Source organism: Natronomonas sp. EA1 (genome assembly GCF_051195035.1).
Taxonomy (GTDB): Archaea; Halobacteriota; Halobacteria; order Halobacteriales; family Haloarculaceae; genus JBNTJV01.
In genome coordinates, this window is record NZ_JBNTJV010000001.1 from 313,309 (window position 1) to 328,800 (window position 15,492).

Consider the following 15,492-nt stretch of genomic DNA (forward strand, 5'->3'; position numbering starts at 1 on the left):
CGGATATGACCACTGTCGTCGTGCTCTGTCAGCCGCCGCGCCCGGGTAGCGTCCTCACCGATCTCGTCGCCACCTCCCCGCTCTCCGAGACGGAGGCAGCCCAGCTCTACGCCGCGATGACGACCGACATCGTCCGCGCCGTCGAGCACAGCGGCGGGGAGCTCCTCCTCAACTACCGCGACGTGGACGACGAGGCCGAAGCCGAGGTCCGCGAGATGGTCGCCGCCGAGACCGAGGACCCCCGCTGTGAGGTGCAGGTCGGTGAGACCTTCTCCGGCATCGCGGGCAACACCGTCACCCATCTCCTCGAGACGGAGGAGGTCGTCTCCGCGGCCATCGTCGAGCCGAGCGCCGCCTTCCTCACCCGGCAGGTCATCGACACCGCGGCGATGAAGCTCCGGCGCAGCGAGGTCGTGCTTGGCCCGACCCCCTCGGATGGGGTCTACTACGCCGGCTTCACGGACCCCATCGACTTCACGGACGCCTACACCGCGCCCCCGCTCGAAACGCTCACCGACCGCGGCCTCGACTCCGGCTACGACGTGGACTTCCTCCAGCAGCTCCCGGTCATCGAGACCGGCGCGGACCTCGCGGCCGCGCTGCCCCTCCTGCGCGCCCGGGAACGCGCGGGCCGCATCGTCCCCCCGCACACCATGGAGGCCATTCGGGAGTTCGGCGTCGCCGCGGTGCCCGGCGAGGACGGACTGGAACTGCGCCGCGAGTAACCGACAGGTCTTAAGGCCCCGTTGCCATACCCCGATTCGTGGTGAGGTGGCAGAGCGGCCTATTGCGCCGGTCTTGAAAACCGGTATCCTCACGGATTCCTGGGTTCGAATCCCAGCCTCACCGTATTCTACCGCGAACACCGCGCTGACAGGCTTGGCTGTCAGCGCGCGTGAGCGGTGATCCGTGAACGCTGGGGTTCGAAGCCGACGAGTCGCAGCCCGCACAGCGAACGGAGTGAGCGAGCAGGAACGTCTCGGCTCGGTTCAAATCCCAGCCTCACCGTATTTTCCGACACGGCTCCGGCGCGGAGTTTCATCTCCGCGCCTCGCGGGAGTGTCGGAAATCGGGCACAGCAGGGATTTGAGCATCGCGCAACGTGAAGCGTTGCGAGTACGTTCAAATCCCTCCCGGACAATCCACCGTCGAAGTATTATATAAAAACTCTTTCCACCGAGTGAAACTGAAACCGGCTCCCCGGCAAGGGGTGGGAAAGAGGAAACCCTTTTGCGACCTTCGCCCGGACTCGGGAGTATGGACTGGCCGCACGACCCCGACGGAGAGGAGGGGAGTGAAGGGATGCGGAAGTACGGACAGGCGATTCTCGCCAAGAAGCTGGACGAGGACGACGACTTCCCGCTGGAGAAGGCGGAGTTCGTCGAGGCCTACGGTGACGAGCCGGTGCGGCTGAACCACCAGCGGGTGGTCTCCGTCGCCGACATCATGGAGCACGTCGAGGAGGAGTCGTTCGAGGACTTCGTCGCCTTCCACCAGGCCGTCGGGCGCGCGATGCGCGCGAACGGCATGTGGGAGTACGAAGGCGCCGATGCCTAGGGCCGCGGGTGTTCCCCGCCGGAGACGACCCCTTCTACGCGTTCTCGCAGGAGGTCGACAGCGGTGTCGTTGACCCCCTCCGGGATGATGAGGTCGGCCTCCTTCTTCGTGGGCTCGACGAACTGCTCGTGCATCGGCTTCACCGTCTGGAGGTACTGTGCGACGACCCCCTCTAACTCCCGCCCGCGTTCGGCCACGTCGCGGCGGATGCGGCGGATGATCCGCACGTCGGCGTCCGTCTCGACGTACAGCCGGATATCCATCATCTCCGTGAGCGCGTCGTCGAACAGCGCGAGGATCCCCTCGACGACGACGGCGTCGCCGGGCTCGACGGTGACCGTCTCCCCCGTGCGGTCGTGGATCTCGAAGTCGTACTGGGGCATCTCGACGGTGCGACCCTCACAGAGCGCGAGCAGGTGCTCGCGGAGGAGCGTCCAGTCGAACGCGTCCGGGTGGTCGTAGTTGATGTTCTCGCGTTCCTCGGGCGAGAGGTCCGACCGGGACTCGTAGTAGTTGTCGAGCGGGATGAGCGTGACCGAATCGACGCCGGCGGTGACCTCGCGGGCGATGGTGGTCTTCCCCGCGCCGGTACCGCCGCCGATGCCGATGACGAGGGAGGGGACAGGCATTGTCCCAGGTGGGTCGTGTGGGGACAAGAGCCCACGGATTCCGCTCGTGTCCGCTGACCGGAACGTCCCCCGCGCCACGGGGGATGGTAAGGCAAATAGCGGGGGGTCCCCAAGCCCCGAGCGTGACGAACACGCAGGTCACCCTCATCCAGATCGACAACTACGGGCCGTGGACGGTCACGCCCGAACCGCGCCGCGAGGTGGACCTCCAGACCCTCCAGTCCCGGCTGTACGCCGACCTCTCGCAGCTCATCGGCAACCGGGACGGCTACGTCTTCTTCACCCGCTTCGACAACATGATCGCGGTGACGAACGGTCTCGACCACGAGGCGCACGCCCGCATCCAGGAGTCCATCGGGAACCGCTATCCCGTGACTGTCTCGCTGTCGACGGCGGTGGGTCCCTCCCCCGCCGAGGCGCTCGGTGTCGCCACCGACCAGTTGCAGGACGCGGGGAGCGCACAGGACGAGACCCGCACCGAGATCCTCCGCGGGGAGACGCTTTCGGAGGAGGAGCGCACGGACGGGGACGTCTCGCTCGCGCACTTCGACGTGAACGACGCGACGGGGAAGTACACCGATCGGCTCAACGAGTTCGACACGTTCATTCACATCGAACAGGGCTATGCCGAACTCATGCGCTACATGCGTCGGGCGCACGACGCGCTCTCCTTCTTCGTCGGCGGTGACAACGTCATCGTGGTCTGTCCCGACATCTCCGAGGCGGGCTACCGCGACGCCATCGAGCACGTCCGCGACGCCGTCGACGTGGAACTCAAGGTCGGCGTCGGCACCGCGCGTGCGCCCCAGCACGCGGGGATGGCCGCGAAACACGCCCTCGAGGTCTGCCGCGAGGAGGGGACTGACGTGGAGTTCGCGAGCGACTACTGACCCGGTACCCCGCCCCCTGAGCAGCACCGAAACTCGCTGCCGGCAGCGGTGACCGTCCTCCTGGCAATTCTTGTCTTCTCCCCCACGAATTGCGCGAACTGCTAGCAAGCGGACGGTGCCTTATGTGACAAATCGGGCGATGGAGAGCGAGGGTTTATAACCCTTGGGAAGATACGACGTGTCGTATGCCACGCGACATCAAACGACGCGACGTTCTCAAGGGGGCGGGGGTTGCAGGCCTCGCCGGTCTTGCCGGCTGTTCCAGTCTCGGCGGCGGCGGTGGTGGAAGTACGCTCATGCAGGGTGTACTCATGCCCGAAACCGGCGATCTCGCCTCGGTCGGGAAGCCGATCCGTGACGGCGCGCTCCTCCCCGCAGTACAGCTCGAGGGTGAGACGGAGTTCACCATCGACACGCAGGTCGGTGACACGCAGACGAATCCACAGGCGGGTATCTCCGCGGCGAACAACCTCGTGAACGCGGGGTATCCCTCGATTACGGGCCCTGCATCCTCCGGTGTGAACCTCCAGGTCTCGCGCCAGGTGTTCATTCCGAATAAGGTCGTGGGCTGTTCGCCCTCCTCCACGTCGCCGAACGTGACGACGCTCGAGGACAACGACTACATCTTCCGGACGCCGCCGTCCGACGCGCTGCAGGGTCGAGTCATCGCACAGGTGGCCACCGAGCGTGAGAACGCACAGACGGCGTCGACGATGTACGTCAACAACGACTACGGGCAGGCGCTCTCGGACGCCTTCGAGTCGGCGTTCAGCGGCGAGGTGCAGGCCACCGTCTCCTTCGAGAAGGAGCAGGCATCCTACACCACGCGGCTGGAGAGCGCACTTGCGGACGACCCCGACGCGCTCGTCGTCATCGGCTACCCCGCTTCGGGGATCCAGATCTTCCGTGACTACTACTCCGAGTTCGACACTGGCGCGTCCATCATCGTCACGGACGGTCTGAAGGACCCCACCCTCCCGGAAGAGGTCGGCAACTCGATGTCGAACGTCATCGGCACCGCGCCTACCGCGGCCGGCCCCGGTGTGAAGTTCTTCACGAACCTCTGGAAGGACGAGTACGGTGGCGAGCCCGGCGTGTTCACTTCCCAGGCGTACGACGCCACCGCGGTCTGCCTGCTCGCCAATGCGGCGGCCGGCGCGACCAACGACGGGACGGACGTGCGCGACAACCTCCGAAAGGTCGCGAACCCCGGTGGCGAGGCGTTCGGGCCTGCGAAGCTCCCGGAGGCCATCGAGGCCGCCGCGGCCGGCGACGACATCGCCTACCAGGGTGCGTCCTCGTCCGTCGACTTCGACGAGAACGGCGACATGAAGGCGGTCACCTACGAGGTGTTCTCCTTCTCCTCCGAGGGTGTCTCCACCGAGACCACCATCGAGTTCAGCGGCTAAGCGAGCCGCAACCCCATCGTCCTCTTTCGACTCGTCCGAGAGCGGCTGCGCCGGGGTCCGACCATCTCGGGAAAACGAGATCCGATTACTCCGCGAGCTCGGTCAACGTCTCGCGCGCGTTCGTTACCGCGGTCTCCTTCTTCGCCGGGTAGGCCTCCACCTTCGCGCGGAAGGTGATACCATCCCCGCGCTCCACGTCGCCGCGGAACGCCGCCTGCTTGTCCAGCGTGAGGTAGAACGCGCAGTTGTCGTCGACGCGCTGGTCCAACTCGGCGAGAACGTCGTCGAGGTCCGGCACCTCCGCGAGTTTCGACAGCGCGTGGCGAACGTCGTCGGCGCGCTCGAGCCGGGCGGAGAGCACGAGGATGCGGTCCCCGAGGTGGCCCTCGCTCTCGACGCGCTCGATTTCGAACTCTTCTGGGAGGAAGGTGCGGAGCGCCCCCTCCACCCGTTTTTCGTCCTCCGTGGCGTAGCAGAACGTCCGGAGGTCGACGTAGTGGAACGGGACGCTGGCCACGGGTCTACTCCTCGTCGTCTTCGTCGTCAGCGGCCGTCAGCTGGTCGGCCGGGATGCCGACCTCCTGGCCCCCCTCGAACGAGATGGTGTACGTCTCGTCGCCGAACATCGTCTCGGAGACCTGCGCGATCTCGCCGGCCTCACCGTCGAACTCGCTGTGTTTGTCGGAGAGCACGACCTTGTCGCCTTTCTCGAAGCTCATACCCGCGATTCGAGAGTCGGCTAAAAAAGGCCGACGGTTCGCCCGCGGCGAAGCGTTATTGCGCCTGTCCTCCGTACACGGACCATGCACACGTTCGGCCGCCGACCGACCACGCCACCCCCCGAAACGCGATGACGTTCGACAGACTGGGCTATCTCGCAGACGAGGCCGCCCAACAGGCCGAACAGGCCTACCACACCCTCTCGCAGCGACACGACGGGTTCCTCGAACGCGAGGTGAGCCGCCGGGTCTCGCGCCCGCGGTTCCGCACGCTGGCCGAGCGGGTGCGCGAGAGCGGCGCCCCCTACGGCGTCCACACGCTCGTCCACGACGGGGACGAGCTCCTGCTCTGCCGGCACGAGGGCGTCGACATGTGGGTGCTCCCCGGCGGCGGGGTCGACGAGGGGGAGACGTTCCGCGAGGCGGCCCACCGCGAACTCACCGAGGAGGCCGGTGTCGATGTCGACTACGAGGGGCTCGCCCTGCTCTCCCGGGTGGAGGTCGCCTCACGCGGGCTCACCACGTGGGGTGTCATGCCCGTCTACGAGGCGCGGGCCGTCACCACCGAGCCCGAGGTGCGCGACCCGGACGGAGAGATCAGTGACGCCCGGTGGTTCCCGTTCGACTCCCTGCCCGAGGACACCCGTGACCGGGAGGACCTGCTCGCCTGGTGGGAGCGATGATGTCCACGACCTGCCCCGCGTGCGGGAATCCCGTCTACTTCACCGTCCCCGACGGCGAGCGGTTCGTTTCTGCCGAGCCAGTCGAGGGTGAGCCGGACGCCCGCCACGAGGAGCGCGAGTGCGACTGTGGCGCGTCGGTGTCTCTGGTGTTCGCAGAGAAATAGGGGAGGACTCAGCCGTGGCTCACGCCCTCCCGGTCGTCGGCCTTCTTTCTTCGAAGTGCGGCCACCGCGTTCGAGGCGTCGTAGCCGAAGAGCACGTTCTCGCCGTAAGCCTCCGCGACCTCCGTGGCGTGGATGAGCTTGTCGATGTCCACGTCGACGGCGTAGAGCTCGACCGAGATGGGGGAGTCGAGCCTGTCGGCGAAGCCGGAGGCGATGATCTCCAGCCAGTAGGTGGTCGTGTAGGCCATGTCGTAGAGCGGAATGACGAACTCGTCGACGAGTTCGTCCAGCCGCTCCAGGTCGAGCCCCGCGCGTTCGTAGAGATGGTCGCCGTAGGGGTCCGGGTAGAGCGTGAAGTAGGTCTTTCCGGTGATGCGCGCGACGGCCTCCTCGACGAACTCGGTGATGACCGAGGCGCGCCACGCGTAGCGGTCGTCTACCCCGGTCTCCTCGGGATGCGGCCCCTCACCGGCTTCGTGGCGGGCCTCGACCCACTCCTCGAACGCGTGGTTACAGCGGTCACAGTAGCAGTACTCCTGTCGCGGGAACCCCACGTCGTCGAGCCGGAGGTCGGGGTTGACTTCGACGCAGTCCTCGATGATCTCGAGGAGTCCCTCCTTGTACCGCTCGTGGGTCGGGCAGATGTACGCCCAGTCGAAGTAGGTCCGGTCGCGGGTTGCGTGCTGGCCGTCCGGGTTGACGGGCACGAGATCGGGGTTCTCGTTCGCCGCCGCGTTGTCGCCGAAACACGAGACCATGTTCACCCCTGTTTCGATGGGCTCCGCGGAGCGCCCGGAGACGTCTTTCACCTCGAAAAAGCCGATGTCGAACTCCGTCCACTCCACCTCGGGGGCGTTCCGCGTGACGACGCCGTACATACCTCTATCTCTGAAGCGACGGGGGTAAGTCGTTCGAAAGAAGGGAGGGCAGTTGTGGGCGTTACCGCTTGAGCACGTACGCGAGCGCGACGAGTGCGAGCGCGACGACGAACAGACTCTTCTTAGACATACAACATGAATTCGCTGTCGTGGATAAAAGGTCTTCTGGTCCCCTAACCGCGTCAGGAGACGGAGATGTGTGCGGCGAAGTCCTCGCGGATGATGGTGTCGCAGTAGGCACACCGCACGCCGTCGGAGAGCACCTCGAAAGTGGACTCGACGGGTTCGCCCTTCGTGGTGATGCAGTTCGCGTTGGGACACGAGAGGATGCCGGAGACGCGCTCGGGCCGCGAGACGCGGAGTTTCTCCTCGACGGAGAACTCACGGATGATGTTGATCGTCGCGCGCGGCGCGATGAGCGAGAGGACGTCCACCTCCTCGCCGGAGAGTTCGCGGCCTTCGACCTTCACCACGTCCTTTCGCCCGAGGCGATTCGAGGGAACGTTCATCCCCACGGAGACCTCCTCCCCCCCGGAGCCGTCGATGCCGAGGATGGCGAGGACGTTCAGTGCCTGGCCGCCGGGGATGTGGTCGATGACGGTCCCGTCCTGGATCTTGGAGACGCGGAGTTCGTGTTCGGTCATAGCATGGAGTCGAGGAGTGCCATTCGCACGGGCACGCCGTTGTGGGCCTGTTCGAAGTAGTGCGCGTAGTCGGTGTCGTCCACGTCGGGAGCGATCTCGTCCACGCGCGGCAGGGGGTGCATCACGGTGAGGTCGTCCTTCGCCGCCTCCAGCATCTCGGCGTCGATGCGGTACTCACCGGCCACCTTCCGGTACTCGTTCTCGTCGGGGAACCGCTCGCGCTGGATGCGCGTGACGTACAGCACGTCGAGCGCGGGGAGCACGTCCACCAGATCGCGGTGTTCCCGGACGTTCGCCCCGGCCTCGTGGAGGTCGTAGCGGACGTTCGTCGGCAGCCGGAGGCTCTCCGGCGAGATGAAATGCTGCTGGACGTCGAAGTTCGTGAGCGCCGCCGCCAGCGAGTGGACCGTCCGGCCGTACTTCAGGTCGCCCATGATACCGACCGTGATGTCGTCGAGCCCGGAGCTCTCGCGCATCGTGTAGAGGTCGAGCAGGGTCTGGGTCGGGTGTTGGCCGGCCCCGTCGCCCGCGTTGATGACGGGAACGTCGACGAACTCGGAGGCGAGTTTGGCCGCCCCCTCGCTCGGATGTCTGAGGACGAGCGCGTCCGCGTACCCCTCGATGACGCGCACGGTGTCGGCGAGCGACTCCCCCTTCTTCACCGAGGAGGACTCGACCGACCCCATATCGATGGTGTCGCCACCGAGCCGCTTGGCGGCGGTGTCGAAACTCATCTTCGTTCGTGTACTCGGCTCGAAGAAACAGAGCCCGAGCAGCCGGCCCGCGAGGCGGTCGCCGAACGCCCCGGGGTCGGCGTCGATCTCGGCCGCGCGGTCGAGGACGGCCTCGATATCGCCCCGCGAGAGCCCCTTCGCTGAGATGACGTGGTCGTGCCGCATCACCGAAGGGGCGTTCCGCCCGCAAAGAAAGCTTTCGGGATGGCCGGGTCAGTCCGCGCCGGGGGCCGTCACGCCCGGTGCGTTCTGGCCGCGTCCCCGCGGAAGCCGCAGCGAGACGGCGCTCGGTCGCTCGTCGTCGAACGAGAGCCCGCCGCCGTTGGTCTCGGCGACCCACTTCGTGAACCACAGCCCCAGACCCGACGCGTGGTCGAGTTGCGTGATGGGTCGGGACCGGTCGACGATGGCGCGTTCGGGCTCGGGGATGCCGGAGCCGTTGTCGGAGACCGTGATGGTCACGTCGCGTCGGGACGCCTCGGCCCGTATCCTGACGACGGGGTCGGCGCTGTCGTTGTGCTCGACGGCGTTCTCGACGAGTTCCGTGACGGAGTCGACGAGATACCCGTCGCCCTGGACGACGAGCGTCTCGGGACACTCGATCTCGAAGGTGACTTCGGGGTGGTCCTCCTCGAACGTGGCCACGACCTCCCGGACGGCCGCTGCGAGGTCGATGGTCGTCCGGTCCGTGTCCTCGCGGTCCAGGAGGGCCTGTATCCCGTCGGCTTTGTCGTCGAGGTCGGCCAGCCGGTCGGCCACCTCGATGACTCGCCTCTCGACGAGGTCGTTCTCGGCCAGCTCCGCGTAGCCGTACAGCAGCTGGGCGTCGTGTGCGAGGTTGTGCCGGAGCAGGCGATTGACCACCGCCAGCTTCTCGCGTTCGCGAGCCAGCGCGGTCGCGCGGATGCGTCGCACGTCGTTCACTCCGATGACGAGGTGGGCGAACGCGCTCACACCGAGGATCGTCGTGACGACGAACAGGGGGGGCGTGAACTGGAGATACGCCCGCGAGAGCAGCATCACGGTCCCGAGGACGACGAAGCCGAGGACGTTCCAGCCGGTGATGCGCGCCACGTGCGGGGTCGTGATGTCCGTGCGATAGAGGACGACGCTCGCGCCTCCGACGACGAGCGCGAGCAGCAGGCCGATGGCCGCGATGCCCATCCCGAGCGCCGTCTCACCCCGGACGAGGGTGAGGACGTTCGGGACCGCGAGGATGGCCCCGATGACCGCAAGCCCGCCCGCGGCGATGGCACGGGTGGCTCTGGACCTGACTGTCTGACTGAGGGTCATGACCTACACTGGCTCTCTATCGGTTTAAACATCTCAGCTGGCTCACGCCTCGAAATTCATATACCATGCCGGGACAAGCCCCGGCATGCTCGCTATCGCCGGCGGGAAAGGCGGGGTGGGGAAGACGACCACCGCGCTCGCGCTCGCCCGTGCCCGCAACGCCCTCGTCGTGGACTGTGACCGCGACTGCCCGGATCTGGGTCGGCTCGCTGGCGTCGGCGAGCAACCGGGGGTGGGGGCGCTCGCTCGCGGCCGCTCGCTCGCGGCGTGCGCGGGGGAGAGCGACGGGGCACTGGTCGTCCCGCTCGAACCCAACACCCCCTCCGACACCATCGAGGCGGCGCTGCGGGGGCTCCCATCCGGGAGCATCGTCGACTGCCCGGCCGGCGCGGGCCGCGATGCCGCACTCCCCCTCCGCGTGGCCGACCGGGCGCTGCTCGTCACCACGGCCACGCCACAGGCGCTCGCCGACACCGCGAAGACCGCGGCGATGGCCCGCGCCCTCGACTGCCCACCGGTCGCCGTCGCGGTGACCGGCCCACGCCAGGCTCCGGACGCCGGGACGCTCCTCGGCTGTGACCGGGTTTGCCACCTGCCGACCCCGGATGCCGCGCCGCGGATCGCCCGTCTCCTCCCGCGGTTCGTGTAATCCGGTGGACAGAACCCTTATTCCCGACCCCGTGTTACGATACTGGTATATGGCGGACCGGCTCCGGACGGGCATCGACGTTCTCGACCGCAAGCTCGAAGGAGGGATTCCAGCGGGCAGCCTGGTCGCGCTCACGGCGAGCCCGGCCAGCCAGGCCGAGTTGTTCCTCTACGAGCTCACGGCGACGCGTGGGACGCTGTATCTCTCGCTCGACCGGTCGGGCGATGCCGTCTCCGCCTCCATCTCGCAGGCGCGTGCCCGGACCGGCGACCCGACCGTCCGTGACGTGGCCGGTGAGGCCCCGCTCGACAACGCCGCCCGGCTGGTGAGCGCGCTCCCCGACGCCTCGAACCTCATCATCGACCCCATCGACATCCTCGAACGCCAGGAGCCGCCGCGCTACCGGAACTTCCTCAACGAACTGCAGAACCACATCTACAACACGGGCTCGCTCGCCATCCTCCACGGGCTCGACGGCTACGACATCCCGCCGATGCGAGATACGACGCTCCACATGGCGGACATCGTCTTCGAGCTCGACACGCAGGTGAACGGCGACCGCATCGAGAACCGGCTCGCCGTCCCCAAGTTCCGCGGCGGGAGCGCGCTCCGCGACATCATCAAACTGGAGCTGTCCGACTCCGTGGCCATCGACACCTCCCGCGACATCGCGTAACTGCTCACCGCCTCCGTTCCCTACGCCGGCTACCGCTCGCCGGTCGATAAACGAAAGAAGCGTGGGTCGGATTACTCCTCGATCTCGTCGACGATCTCGTCGGCGTCGATGTCGGCCTCCTCGAGTGCGGCCTCGATGTCGGCGTCCTCGGCACCGGCACCGCCCATGCCGCCCATACCGCCCATCATGCCGGGCATGCCGCCCATGCCGTCGAGGACCTCCTGGACGATGACGCGGTCGATCCCCGTCTTGTCGATGAGCTCCTGTGCGATCTGGGACTTCTGGAACATCCACTGCTGGTTCATCGAGAGCTGCGGCGTCGCCTCGACGTAGAGGGTGCGCTTCTCGACGATCTCGGTCTCCGTCGTGGGCTCGCCCTCTTCGTCCTCGGGCTCGACGACGGTCTCCTCCTCGACCTCGTCGGTCTCGAGGTGCATCTCGAGGTCCATATCGAGGAACATCCCGAGCAGGCCGCGCGCCTTCTCGAGCTGGTCCGTGACCTCCTCTAAGACCTCGAACTCGTACTCGATGGCCTTGCCGGCCAGCGGGTGGTTGAAGTCGACGCGGGCGCGGCCGCCGATGATGGTCTCGAGGTAGCCCTGCTCGCCGTCGATGTTCACCTGCGCACCGGGGTAGCGGGAGTCCTCGGGGATCTTGTCGGCCGCGACGGTGCGGACCTGCGACTCGTCGTGCTCACCGAAGGCCTCCTCGGCGGAGATGGTGACGGAGCCGGAGGCGCCGACTTCCTTGCCGATGATCTCCTCCTCGACGCCCTCGAAGAGGTGGCCGGCACCGAGCACGATGGTGCGCGGCTCGAAGGTGCCCTGGTCCGCGACACCCTCCTCCTCGGCGACCTCCTCGTCGGTCGTGTCGACGAGCTGGCCGTCCTCGACGGTGCGGGCGGTGTAGGCGAGACGGATGAAGTCCCCGTCCTGGAGCCCCTCGGCCTCTTCTTCGACCTGCTCGGTCTCCTCTTCTGCTGCCTCGGTCTCCTCGACCTCTTCGGCTTCGTCGCTCATACCGGATACGTCACTCGTCGCACCCTTAACAATCACGTTTCGACCCGGTGGCGTGTCGGACCGTTTTTCCCCCGCGAATCCGTCGCCTCGGCCATGTACGAGGTCGAACTGAAGGTTCGGGCCGACCACGACGCCGTCCGGGCGACACTCGAGGAGCTGGGGGCCGACCTGGTGAAACGCGCCACCCAGGTCGACACCTACTACGACGCCCCCCACCGCGAGTTCGCGGAGACGGACGAGGCACTTCGCATCAGACGGGAGACCGTCGAGGGCGAGACGGTGACGAAGCTCACGTACAAGGGCCCCCTTCTGGAAGCAGAATCGAAATCCCGCGAGGAACACGAGACGACCGTCGAGAACGGGGAGACGGCCCGTGCGATCTTCGAGTCGCTCGGCTTCGCGCCCGCCGCGACCGTCGAGAAGGACCGGGCGTTCTACGAACTGGAGGGGTACACCGTCACGCTCGACTCCGTCGCCGGTCTGGGGGAGTTCGTCGAGGTCGAGACCGAGGTGCCGGACGACGACGTCGAGGCGGCCCGCGAGGGGGCGGTCGAGCGCATGCGCGAGCTGGGCCTCGACCCCGACGCGCAGATCCGGACCTCCTATCTCGGCCTCCTGCTGGGGACCGAGTGACGGCGCGCGGGGTCATGCACCGCAGTTATCCAACGCTGCAGAAAGGTTTCCGTAAGTTATAGAACCGCCCGCTGGATACGTCTGGTAATGACCAGTCGCAATATTCGCGTCGAGCCCATGGTCGGGCAAGCGGTCGAAGATCAGGAGGTCGAAATCGTCGAGCGGAAGGGGCTCGGACACCCGGATTCTATCTGTGACGGTATCGCCGAACACGTCTCGCAGGCGCTCGCGAACGCCTACATCGAGCGTGTCGGCAAGGTCCTCCACTACAACACCGACGAGACGCAGCTCGTCGCCGGCACGGCCGCGCCCGCCTTCGACGGCGGCGAGGTCATCGAACCCATCTATCTGCTCATCACCGGCCGCGCGACGAAGGAGTACGAGGGCACCAAGATTCCCGCGGAGACCATCGCACTCCGCGCGGCCCGCGAGTACTTCGCCGAGCACTTCCCGGAACTGGACTTCGGGACGGACATCATCGTCGACGTGAAGCTCGGGGAGGGCTCCGGCGACCTGCAGGAGGTCTTCGGCGAGGACGGCGCGACCGTCCCGATGGCGAACGACACCTCGTTCGGCGTCGGCCACGCTCCCCTGACGGAGACGGAGGAGATCGTCCTCAACGTCGAGCGCGAACTCGTCGGTTCCTACGCCGAGGAGAACCCCATCGTCGGCCCCGACGTGAAGGTGATGGGGAAACGCGAGGGTGACGAGATCGACGTGACCGTCGCCGTCGCGATGGTCGACCGCCACACCCCGGACATCGACGCCTACGCGGAGGCCGTCCGCGACGTGCGCTCGTTCGTCACCGGCCTCGCCTCGGAGTACACCGACCGCAACGTCACGGTCCACGTCAACACGGCCGACGACCTCGACGAGGGCTCCATCTACCTCACCACGACCGGCACCTCCGCGGAGCAGGGTGACGACGGCTCCGTGGGTCGGGGTAATCGCGCGAACGGTCTCATCACGCCCAACCGCTCGATGTCGATGGAGGCCACCTCCGGGAAGAACCCCGTCAACCACATCGGGAAGATCTACAACCTGCTCTCGACCGAGATCGCCACCCGCGTCGTCGAGGAGGTCGACGGCATCCGCGAGATCCGCATCCGTCTGCTCTCCCAGATCGGGATGCCCATCGACCAGCCGCACGTCGCCGACGCCGCGCTCGTCACGGATGAGGGGGTCTCCGTCTCCGACATCGAGGACGACGTGGAGGCGATCATCGACCGCGAACTCGCGAACGTCACCGACATCACCGAGCGCGTCATCGCCGGCGAGCTCACCACCTTCTGACCGCGCTCGGCGTTCTCGACCGGGGGTTTTTCCTGTCCTCTCCCCAAGGACAGCGTGATGGCAGCACGCCCGCCACCGCAGGGAGCGACCGAGGAACCGGACGCGATCACCTTCGGTATCGCGGCACTCGACCCGTATCTCGACGGCGTCGAGTTCCCCGTCACGGCCGAGCGGCTCATCGACGACCTCGGCGATCCGGTGATCCCCTACGACGCCAGCGGGAGCAGCGTCCGGCTCTCGGAGGCGATCGAGGAGGCGAACCGCAACCGGTTCGAGAGCCGCCGTGACCTCCAGAACGCGCTGTACCCCGTCTTCGACCGCCTCCGGAGCCGCGGCGGCGCCGGGCTGTTCGGCACGCTCCGGTCGCTGCTTCCCTTCTAGTCCTCCCGCGTCCCCTCGTCCGGGTCCCCGGTGGCCTCCAGCGCCTCCTCCACCGTCTTCGAGAGTGACTCGATCTCCCGACGCTGCTCGCGGTTGATGGCGACGATGATCTCCGAGAGGAAGCCGAACATCACGAGCTGAACACCGAGGAGGATCGAGAACGTCCCGACGACGGCCATCGCCTCGTGGCTGATCCCGCGCGCGAGGTAGTCGTAGAGGACGTACGCCCCGAAACCGAGGCCGATGACGATGCCGACGGCGCCGACGCTCCCGAAGTAGAAGAGGGGATTGTTCGTCTTCGCCAGCCGGTAGAGCGTGAGGATGATTCGCCCGCCGTCGGTGAGGGGATTGAGGTTCGTCTCCGAGCCACCCGGGCGAGCGAGATAGGTGATGTCGACGACTTCGGTCGGGGTGTTGTGCCGGACGCACTCCACGGCCAGTTCCGTCTCGATGCCGAACCCGTCCGCCGAGAGGGTGTACCGCTCGAACGACTCGACCGTGAACGCGCGGTAGCCCGAGAGGATATCCCGTAGATTGCGGCCGTGGATGAGCGCGAACGCCCGGTTGATGAGGCGGTTGCCGACGCCGTTCAGCTTCGTCATCGCTCCCTCCTCCATGTCGGCGAAGCGGTCACCGATGACGTGGTTCGCGCGCCCGGCGAAGATGGGTTCGAGCATCGCCGTGGCGTCCTCGGGCCGGTAGGTGCCGTCGCCGTCGGCCATGAGGACGACCTCCCGCTCGACGTGGCGGACGCCCTCGCGGACGGCCTGTCCCTTCCCCTTGCCGGACTGCTCGATGACACGAGCGCCGTGGTCCGCGGCGATCTCTCGAGTCGCGTCGGTCGAGTGCCCGTCCACGACGAGGAAGTGGTCGAACCCCTCCGCGCGGAAGCCGTCGATGACGTCACCGATGGTCTCGGCCTCGTTCAGCGTCGGGAGGAGGACGCAGACGTCGTCGTGGTCCATTACCGCCCCCTGCGAGACGGGGCGCGAAAAAGCTGCTGTCTCCGTCCCTTCGATCTCAGTCGTCGGTCTGCGGTTCGGCCGCCCTTTCGCGCTGCTCGGAGAGGTGCTCCCAGATCTCCGTACAGCCGCAGCCGTCTTCGACCTGCAGGTGTGCGTCGTCGCGGGTGTCGTGCTTACTCATAGTTACTCAGTTGCTGAGTAACTCAACTGCGCCAGATGTAATGAACCTTGTGGGTATATCGGCGCGTTTACTACGCCGCCGGGTCACTTCCCGTC

Annotated in this window: 21 protein-coding genes and 1 tRNA gene; 12 read left to right on the top strand and 10 right to left on the bottom strand. The window is 66.9% G+C overall.

Features of this window, described 5'->3' with window-relative positions; all coding sequences use genetic code 11:
* The first annotated feature begins 5 nt into the window (after window positions 1-5).
* The 3 genes from ACQUQR_RS01700 (at window position 6) to ACQUQR_RS01710 (ending at window position 1,557) form a co-directional block, all read left to right on the top strand.
* Complete coding sequence (locus ACQUQR_RS01700) at window positions 6-725, top strand: hypothetical protein (protein WP_435194235.1); 720 nt, start codon at window positions 6-8, stop codon at window positions 723-725.
* 40 nt (window positions 726-765) lie between these two features.
* Window positions 766-849, top strand: a tRNA-Ser gene (locus ACQUQR_RS01705).
* Between the two features lie 408 nt (window positions 850-1,257).
* Complete coding sequence (locus ACQUQR_RS01710) at window positions 1,258-1,557, top strand: DUF5785 family protein (RefSeq protein WP_435194236.1); 300 nt, start codon at window positions 1,258-1,260, stop codon at window positions 1,555-1,557.
* Here ACQUQR_RS01710 and udk read toward each other — a convergent pair.
* Complete coding sequence (gene udk, locus ACQUQR_RS01715) at window positions 1,554-2,186, bottom strand: uridine kinase (RefSeq protein ID WP_435194237.1); 633 nt, start codon at window positions 2,184-2,186, stop codon at window positions 1,554-1,556. The two genes, ACQUQR_RS01710 and udk, sit on opposite strands and share 4 nt — an antisense overlap.
* Window positions 2,187-2,308: 122 nt before the next feature.
* Between udk and ACQUQR_RS01720 the strand changes: the two genes are divergently transcribed.
* Window positions 2,309-3,076 carry a GTP cyclohydrolase III gene (locus tag ACQUQR_RS01720; RefSeq protein ID WP_435194239.1) on the top strand — a complete coding sequence of 256 codons (768 nt, stop codon included), beginning with the start codon at window positions 2,309-2,311 and terminating at the stop codon, window positions 3,074-3,076.
* Between the two features lie 185 nt (window positions 3,077-3,261).
* Complete coding sequence (locus ACQUQR_RS01725) at window positions 3,262-4,485, top strand: ABC transporter substrate-binding protein (protein ID WP_435194240.1); 1,224 nt, start codon at window positions 3,262-3,264, stop codon at window positions 4,483-4,485.
* An 85-nt stretch (window positions 4,486-4,570) separates the two neighbouring features.
* Here ACQUQR_RS01725 and ACQUQR_RS01730 read toward each other — a convergent pair whose 3' ends face one another.
* Together ACQUQR_RS01730 and ACQUQR_RS01735 are read right to left on the bottom strand one after the other, a co-directional pair.
* The gene (locus ACQUQR_RS01730) at window positions 4,571-5,002 is read right to left on the bottom strand and encodes an RNA-binding protein (RefSeq protein ID WP_435194241.1); all 432 of its coding nucleotides are present in this window, start codon (window positions 5,000-5,002) and stop codon (window positions 4,571-4,573) included.
* A 4-nt stretch (window positions 5,003-5,006) separates the two neighbouring features.
* Window positions 5,007-5,204 (bottom strand): DUF1918 domain-containing protein, encoded by a 198-nt coding sequence (locus ACQUQR_RS01735; protein WP_435194242.1) that lies wholly within the window; start codon window positions 5,202-5,204, stop codon window positions 5,007-5,009.
* A gap of 131 nt (window positions 5,205-5,335) precedes the next feature.
* On the opposite strand from ACQUQR_RS01735, the gene ACQUQR_RS01740 reads away from it, so the two are divergent.
* Both ACQUQR_RS01740 and ACQUQR_RS01745 read left to right on the top strand, forming a co-directional pair.
* A complete protein-coding gene (locus tag ACQUQR_RS01740) occupies window positions 5,336-5,887 on the top strand; it encodes an NUDIX hydrolase (protein WP_435194243.1) in 552 nt (183 codons plus the stop codon).
* The gene (locus ACQUQR_RS01745; protein WP_435194244.1) at window positions 5,887-6,051 is read left to right on the top strand and encodes a hypothetical protein; all 165 of its coding nucleotides are present in this window, start codon (window positions 5,887-5,889) and stop codon (window positions 6,049-6,051) included. The genes ACQUQR_RS01740 and ACQUQR_RS01745 overlap by 1 nt, the downstream gene beginning before the upstream one ends.
* Before the next feature lie 8 nt (window positions 6,052-6,059).
* On the opposite strand, the gene ACQUQR_RS01750 is transcribed toward ACQUQR_RS01745, so the two are convergent.
* From ACQUQR_RS01750 to ACQUQR_RS01765, 4 genes are all read right to left on the bottom strand, one after another.
* Complete coding sequence (locus ACQUQR_RS01750; protein WP_435194246.1) at window positions 6,060-6,929, bottom strand: hypothetical protein; 870 nt, start codon at window positions 6,927-6,929, stop codon at window positions 6,060-6,062.
* Window positions 6,930-7,111: 182 nt separating this feature from the next.
* Window positions 7,112-7,573: an aspartate carbamoyltransferase regulatory subunit gene (gene pyrI / locus ACQUQR_RS01755; RefSeq protein ID WP_435194248.1), complete on the bottom strand. Its 462-nt coding sequence runs from the start codon at window positions 7,571-7,573 to the stop codon at window positions 7,112-7,114.
* A complete protein-coding gene (gene pyrB / locus ACQUQR_RS01760) occupies window positions 7,570-8,472 on the bottom strand; it encodes an aspartate carbamoyltransferase (protein WP_435194249.1) in 903 nt (300 codons plus the stop codon). Before pyrB ends, pyrI begins: the two co-directional genes overlap by 4 nt.
* A 48-nt stretch (window positions 8,473-8,520) precedes the next feature.
* Window positions 8,521-9,600, bottom strand: a complete 1,080-nt coding sequence (locus ACQUQR_RS01765; protein WP_435194251.1) for a sensor histidine kinase — start codon at window positions 9,598-9,600, stop codon at window positions 8,521-8,523.
* Between the two features lie 85 nt (window positions 9,601-9,685).
* On the opposite strand from ACQUQR_RS01765, the gene ACQUQR_RS01770 reads away from it, so the two are divergent.
* Together ACQUQR_RS01770 and ACQUQR_RS01775 are read left to right on the top strand one after the other, a co-directional pair.
* Window positions 9,686-10,249: a MinD/ParA family ATP-binding protein gene (locus ACQUQR_RS01770; protein ID WP_435194253.1), complete on the top strand. Its 564-nt coding sequence runs from the start codon at window positions 9,686-9,688 to the stop codon at window positions 10,247-10,249.
* A gap of 49 nt (window positions 10,250-10,298) precedes the next feature.
* Window positions 10,299-10,925 (top strand): RAD55 family ATPase, encoded by a 627-nt coding sequence (locus tag ACQUQR_RS01775; protein ID WP_435194255.1) that lies wholly within the window; start codon window positions 10,299-10,301, stop codon window positions 10,923-10,925.
* Between the two features lie 71 nt (window positions 10,926-10,996).
* Here ACQUQR_RS01775 and ACQUQR_RS01780 read toward each other — a convergent pair whose 3' ends face one another.
* Window positions 10,997-11,944, bottom strand: a complete 948-nt coding sequence (locus ACQUQR_RS01780; RefSeq protein ID WP_435194257.1) for an FKBP-type peptidyl-prolyl cis-trans isomerase — start codon at window positions 11,942-11,944, stop codon at window positions 10,997-10,999.
* A gap of 93 nt (window positions 11,945-12,037) precedes the next feature.
* On the opposite strand from ACQUQR_RS01780, the gene cyaB reads away from it, so the two are divergent.
* The 3 genes from cyaB to ACQUQR_RS01795 all read left to right on the top strand — a co-directional run bounded on the left by cyaB (window position 12,038) and on the right by ACQUQR_RS01795 (window position 14,251).
* Window positions 12,038-12,577: a class IV adenylate cyclase gene (cyaB, locus tag ACQUQR_RS01785; RefSeq protein WP_435194258.1), complete on the top strand. Its 540-nt coding sequence runs from the start codon at window positions 12,038-12,040 to the stop codon at window positions 12,575-12,577.
* A gap of 87 nt (window positions 12,578-12,664) precedes the next feature.
* Complete coding sequence (locus tag ACQUQR_RS01790) at window positions 12,665-13,870, top strand: methionine adenosyltransferase (protein WP_435194259.1); 1,206 nt, start codon at window positions 12,665-12,667, stop codon at window positions 13,868-13,870.
* 57 nt (window positions 13,871-13,927) lie between these two features.
* Window positions 13,928-14,251, top strand: a complete 324-nt coding sequence (locus tag ACQUQR_RS01795; RefSeq protein ID WP_435194261.1) for a hypothetical protein — start codon at window positions 13,928-13,930, stop codon at window positions 14,249-14,251.
* Here ACQUQR_RS01795 and aglJ read toward each other — a convergent pair.
* Window positions 14,248-15,216 (bottom strand): S-layer glycoprotein N-glycosyltransferase AglJ, encoded by a 969-nt coding sequence (aglJ, locus tag ACQUQR_RS01800; RefSeq protein ID WP_435194263.1) that lies wholly within the window; start codon window positions 15,214-15,216, stop codon window positions 14,248-14,250. The genes ACQUQR_RS01795 and aglJ overlap by 4 nt on opposite strands.
* A 55-nt stretch (window positions 15,217-15,271) precedes the next feature.
* A complete protein-coding gene (locus ACQUQR_RS01805; RefSeq protein ID WP_435194265.1) occupies window positions 15,272-15,397 on the bottom strand; it encodes a hypothetical protein in 126 nt (41 codons plus the stop codon).
* Between the last annotated feature and the right edge of the window lie 95 nt (window positions 15,398-15,492).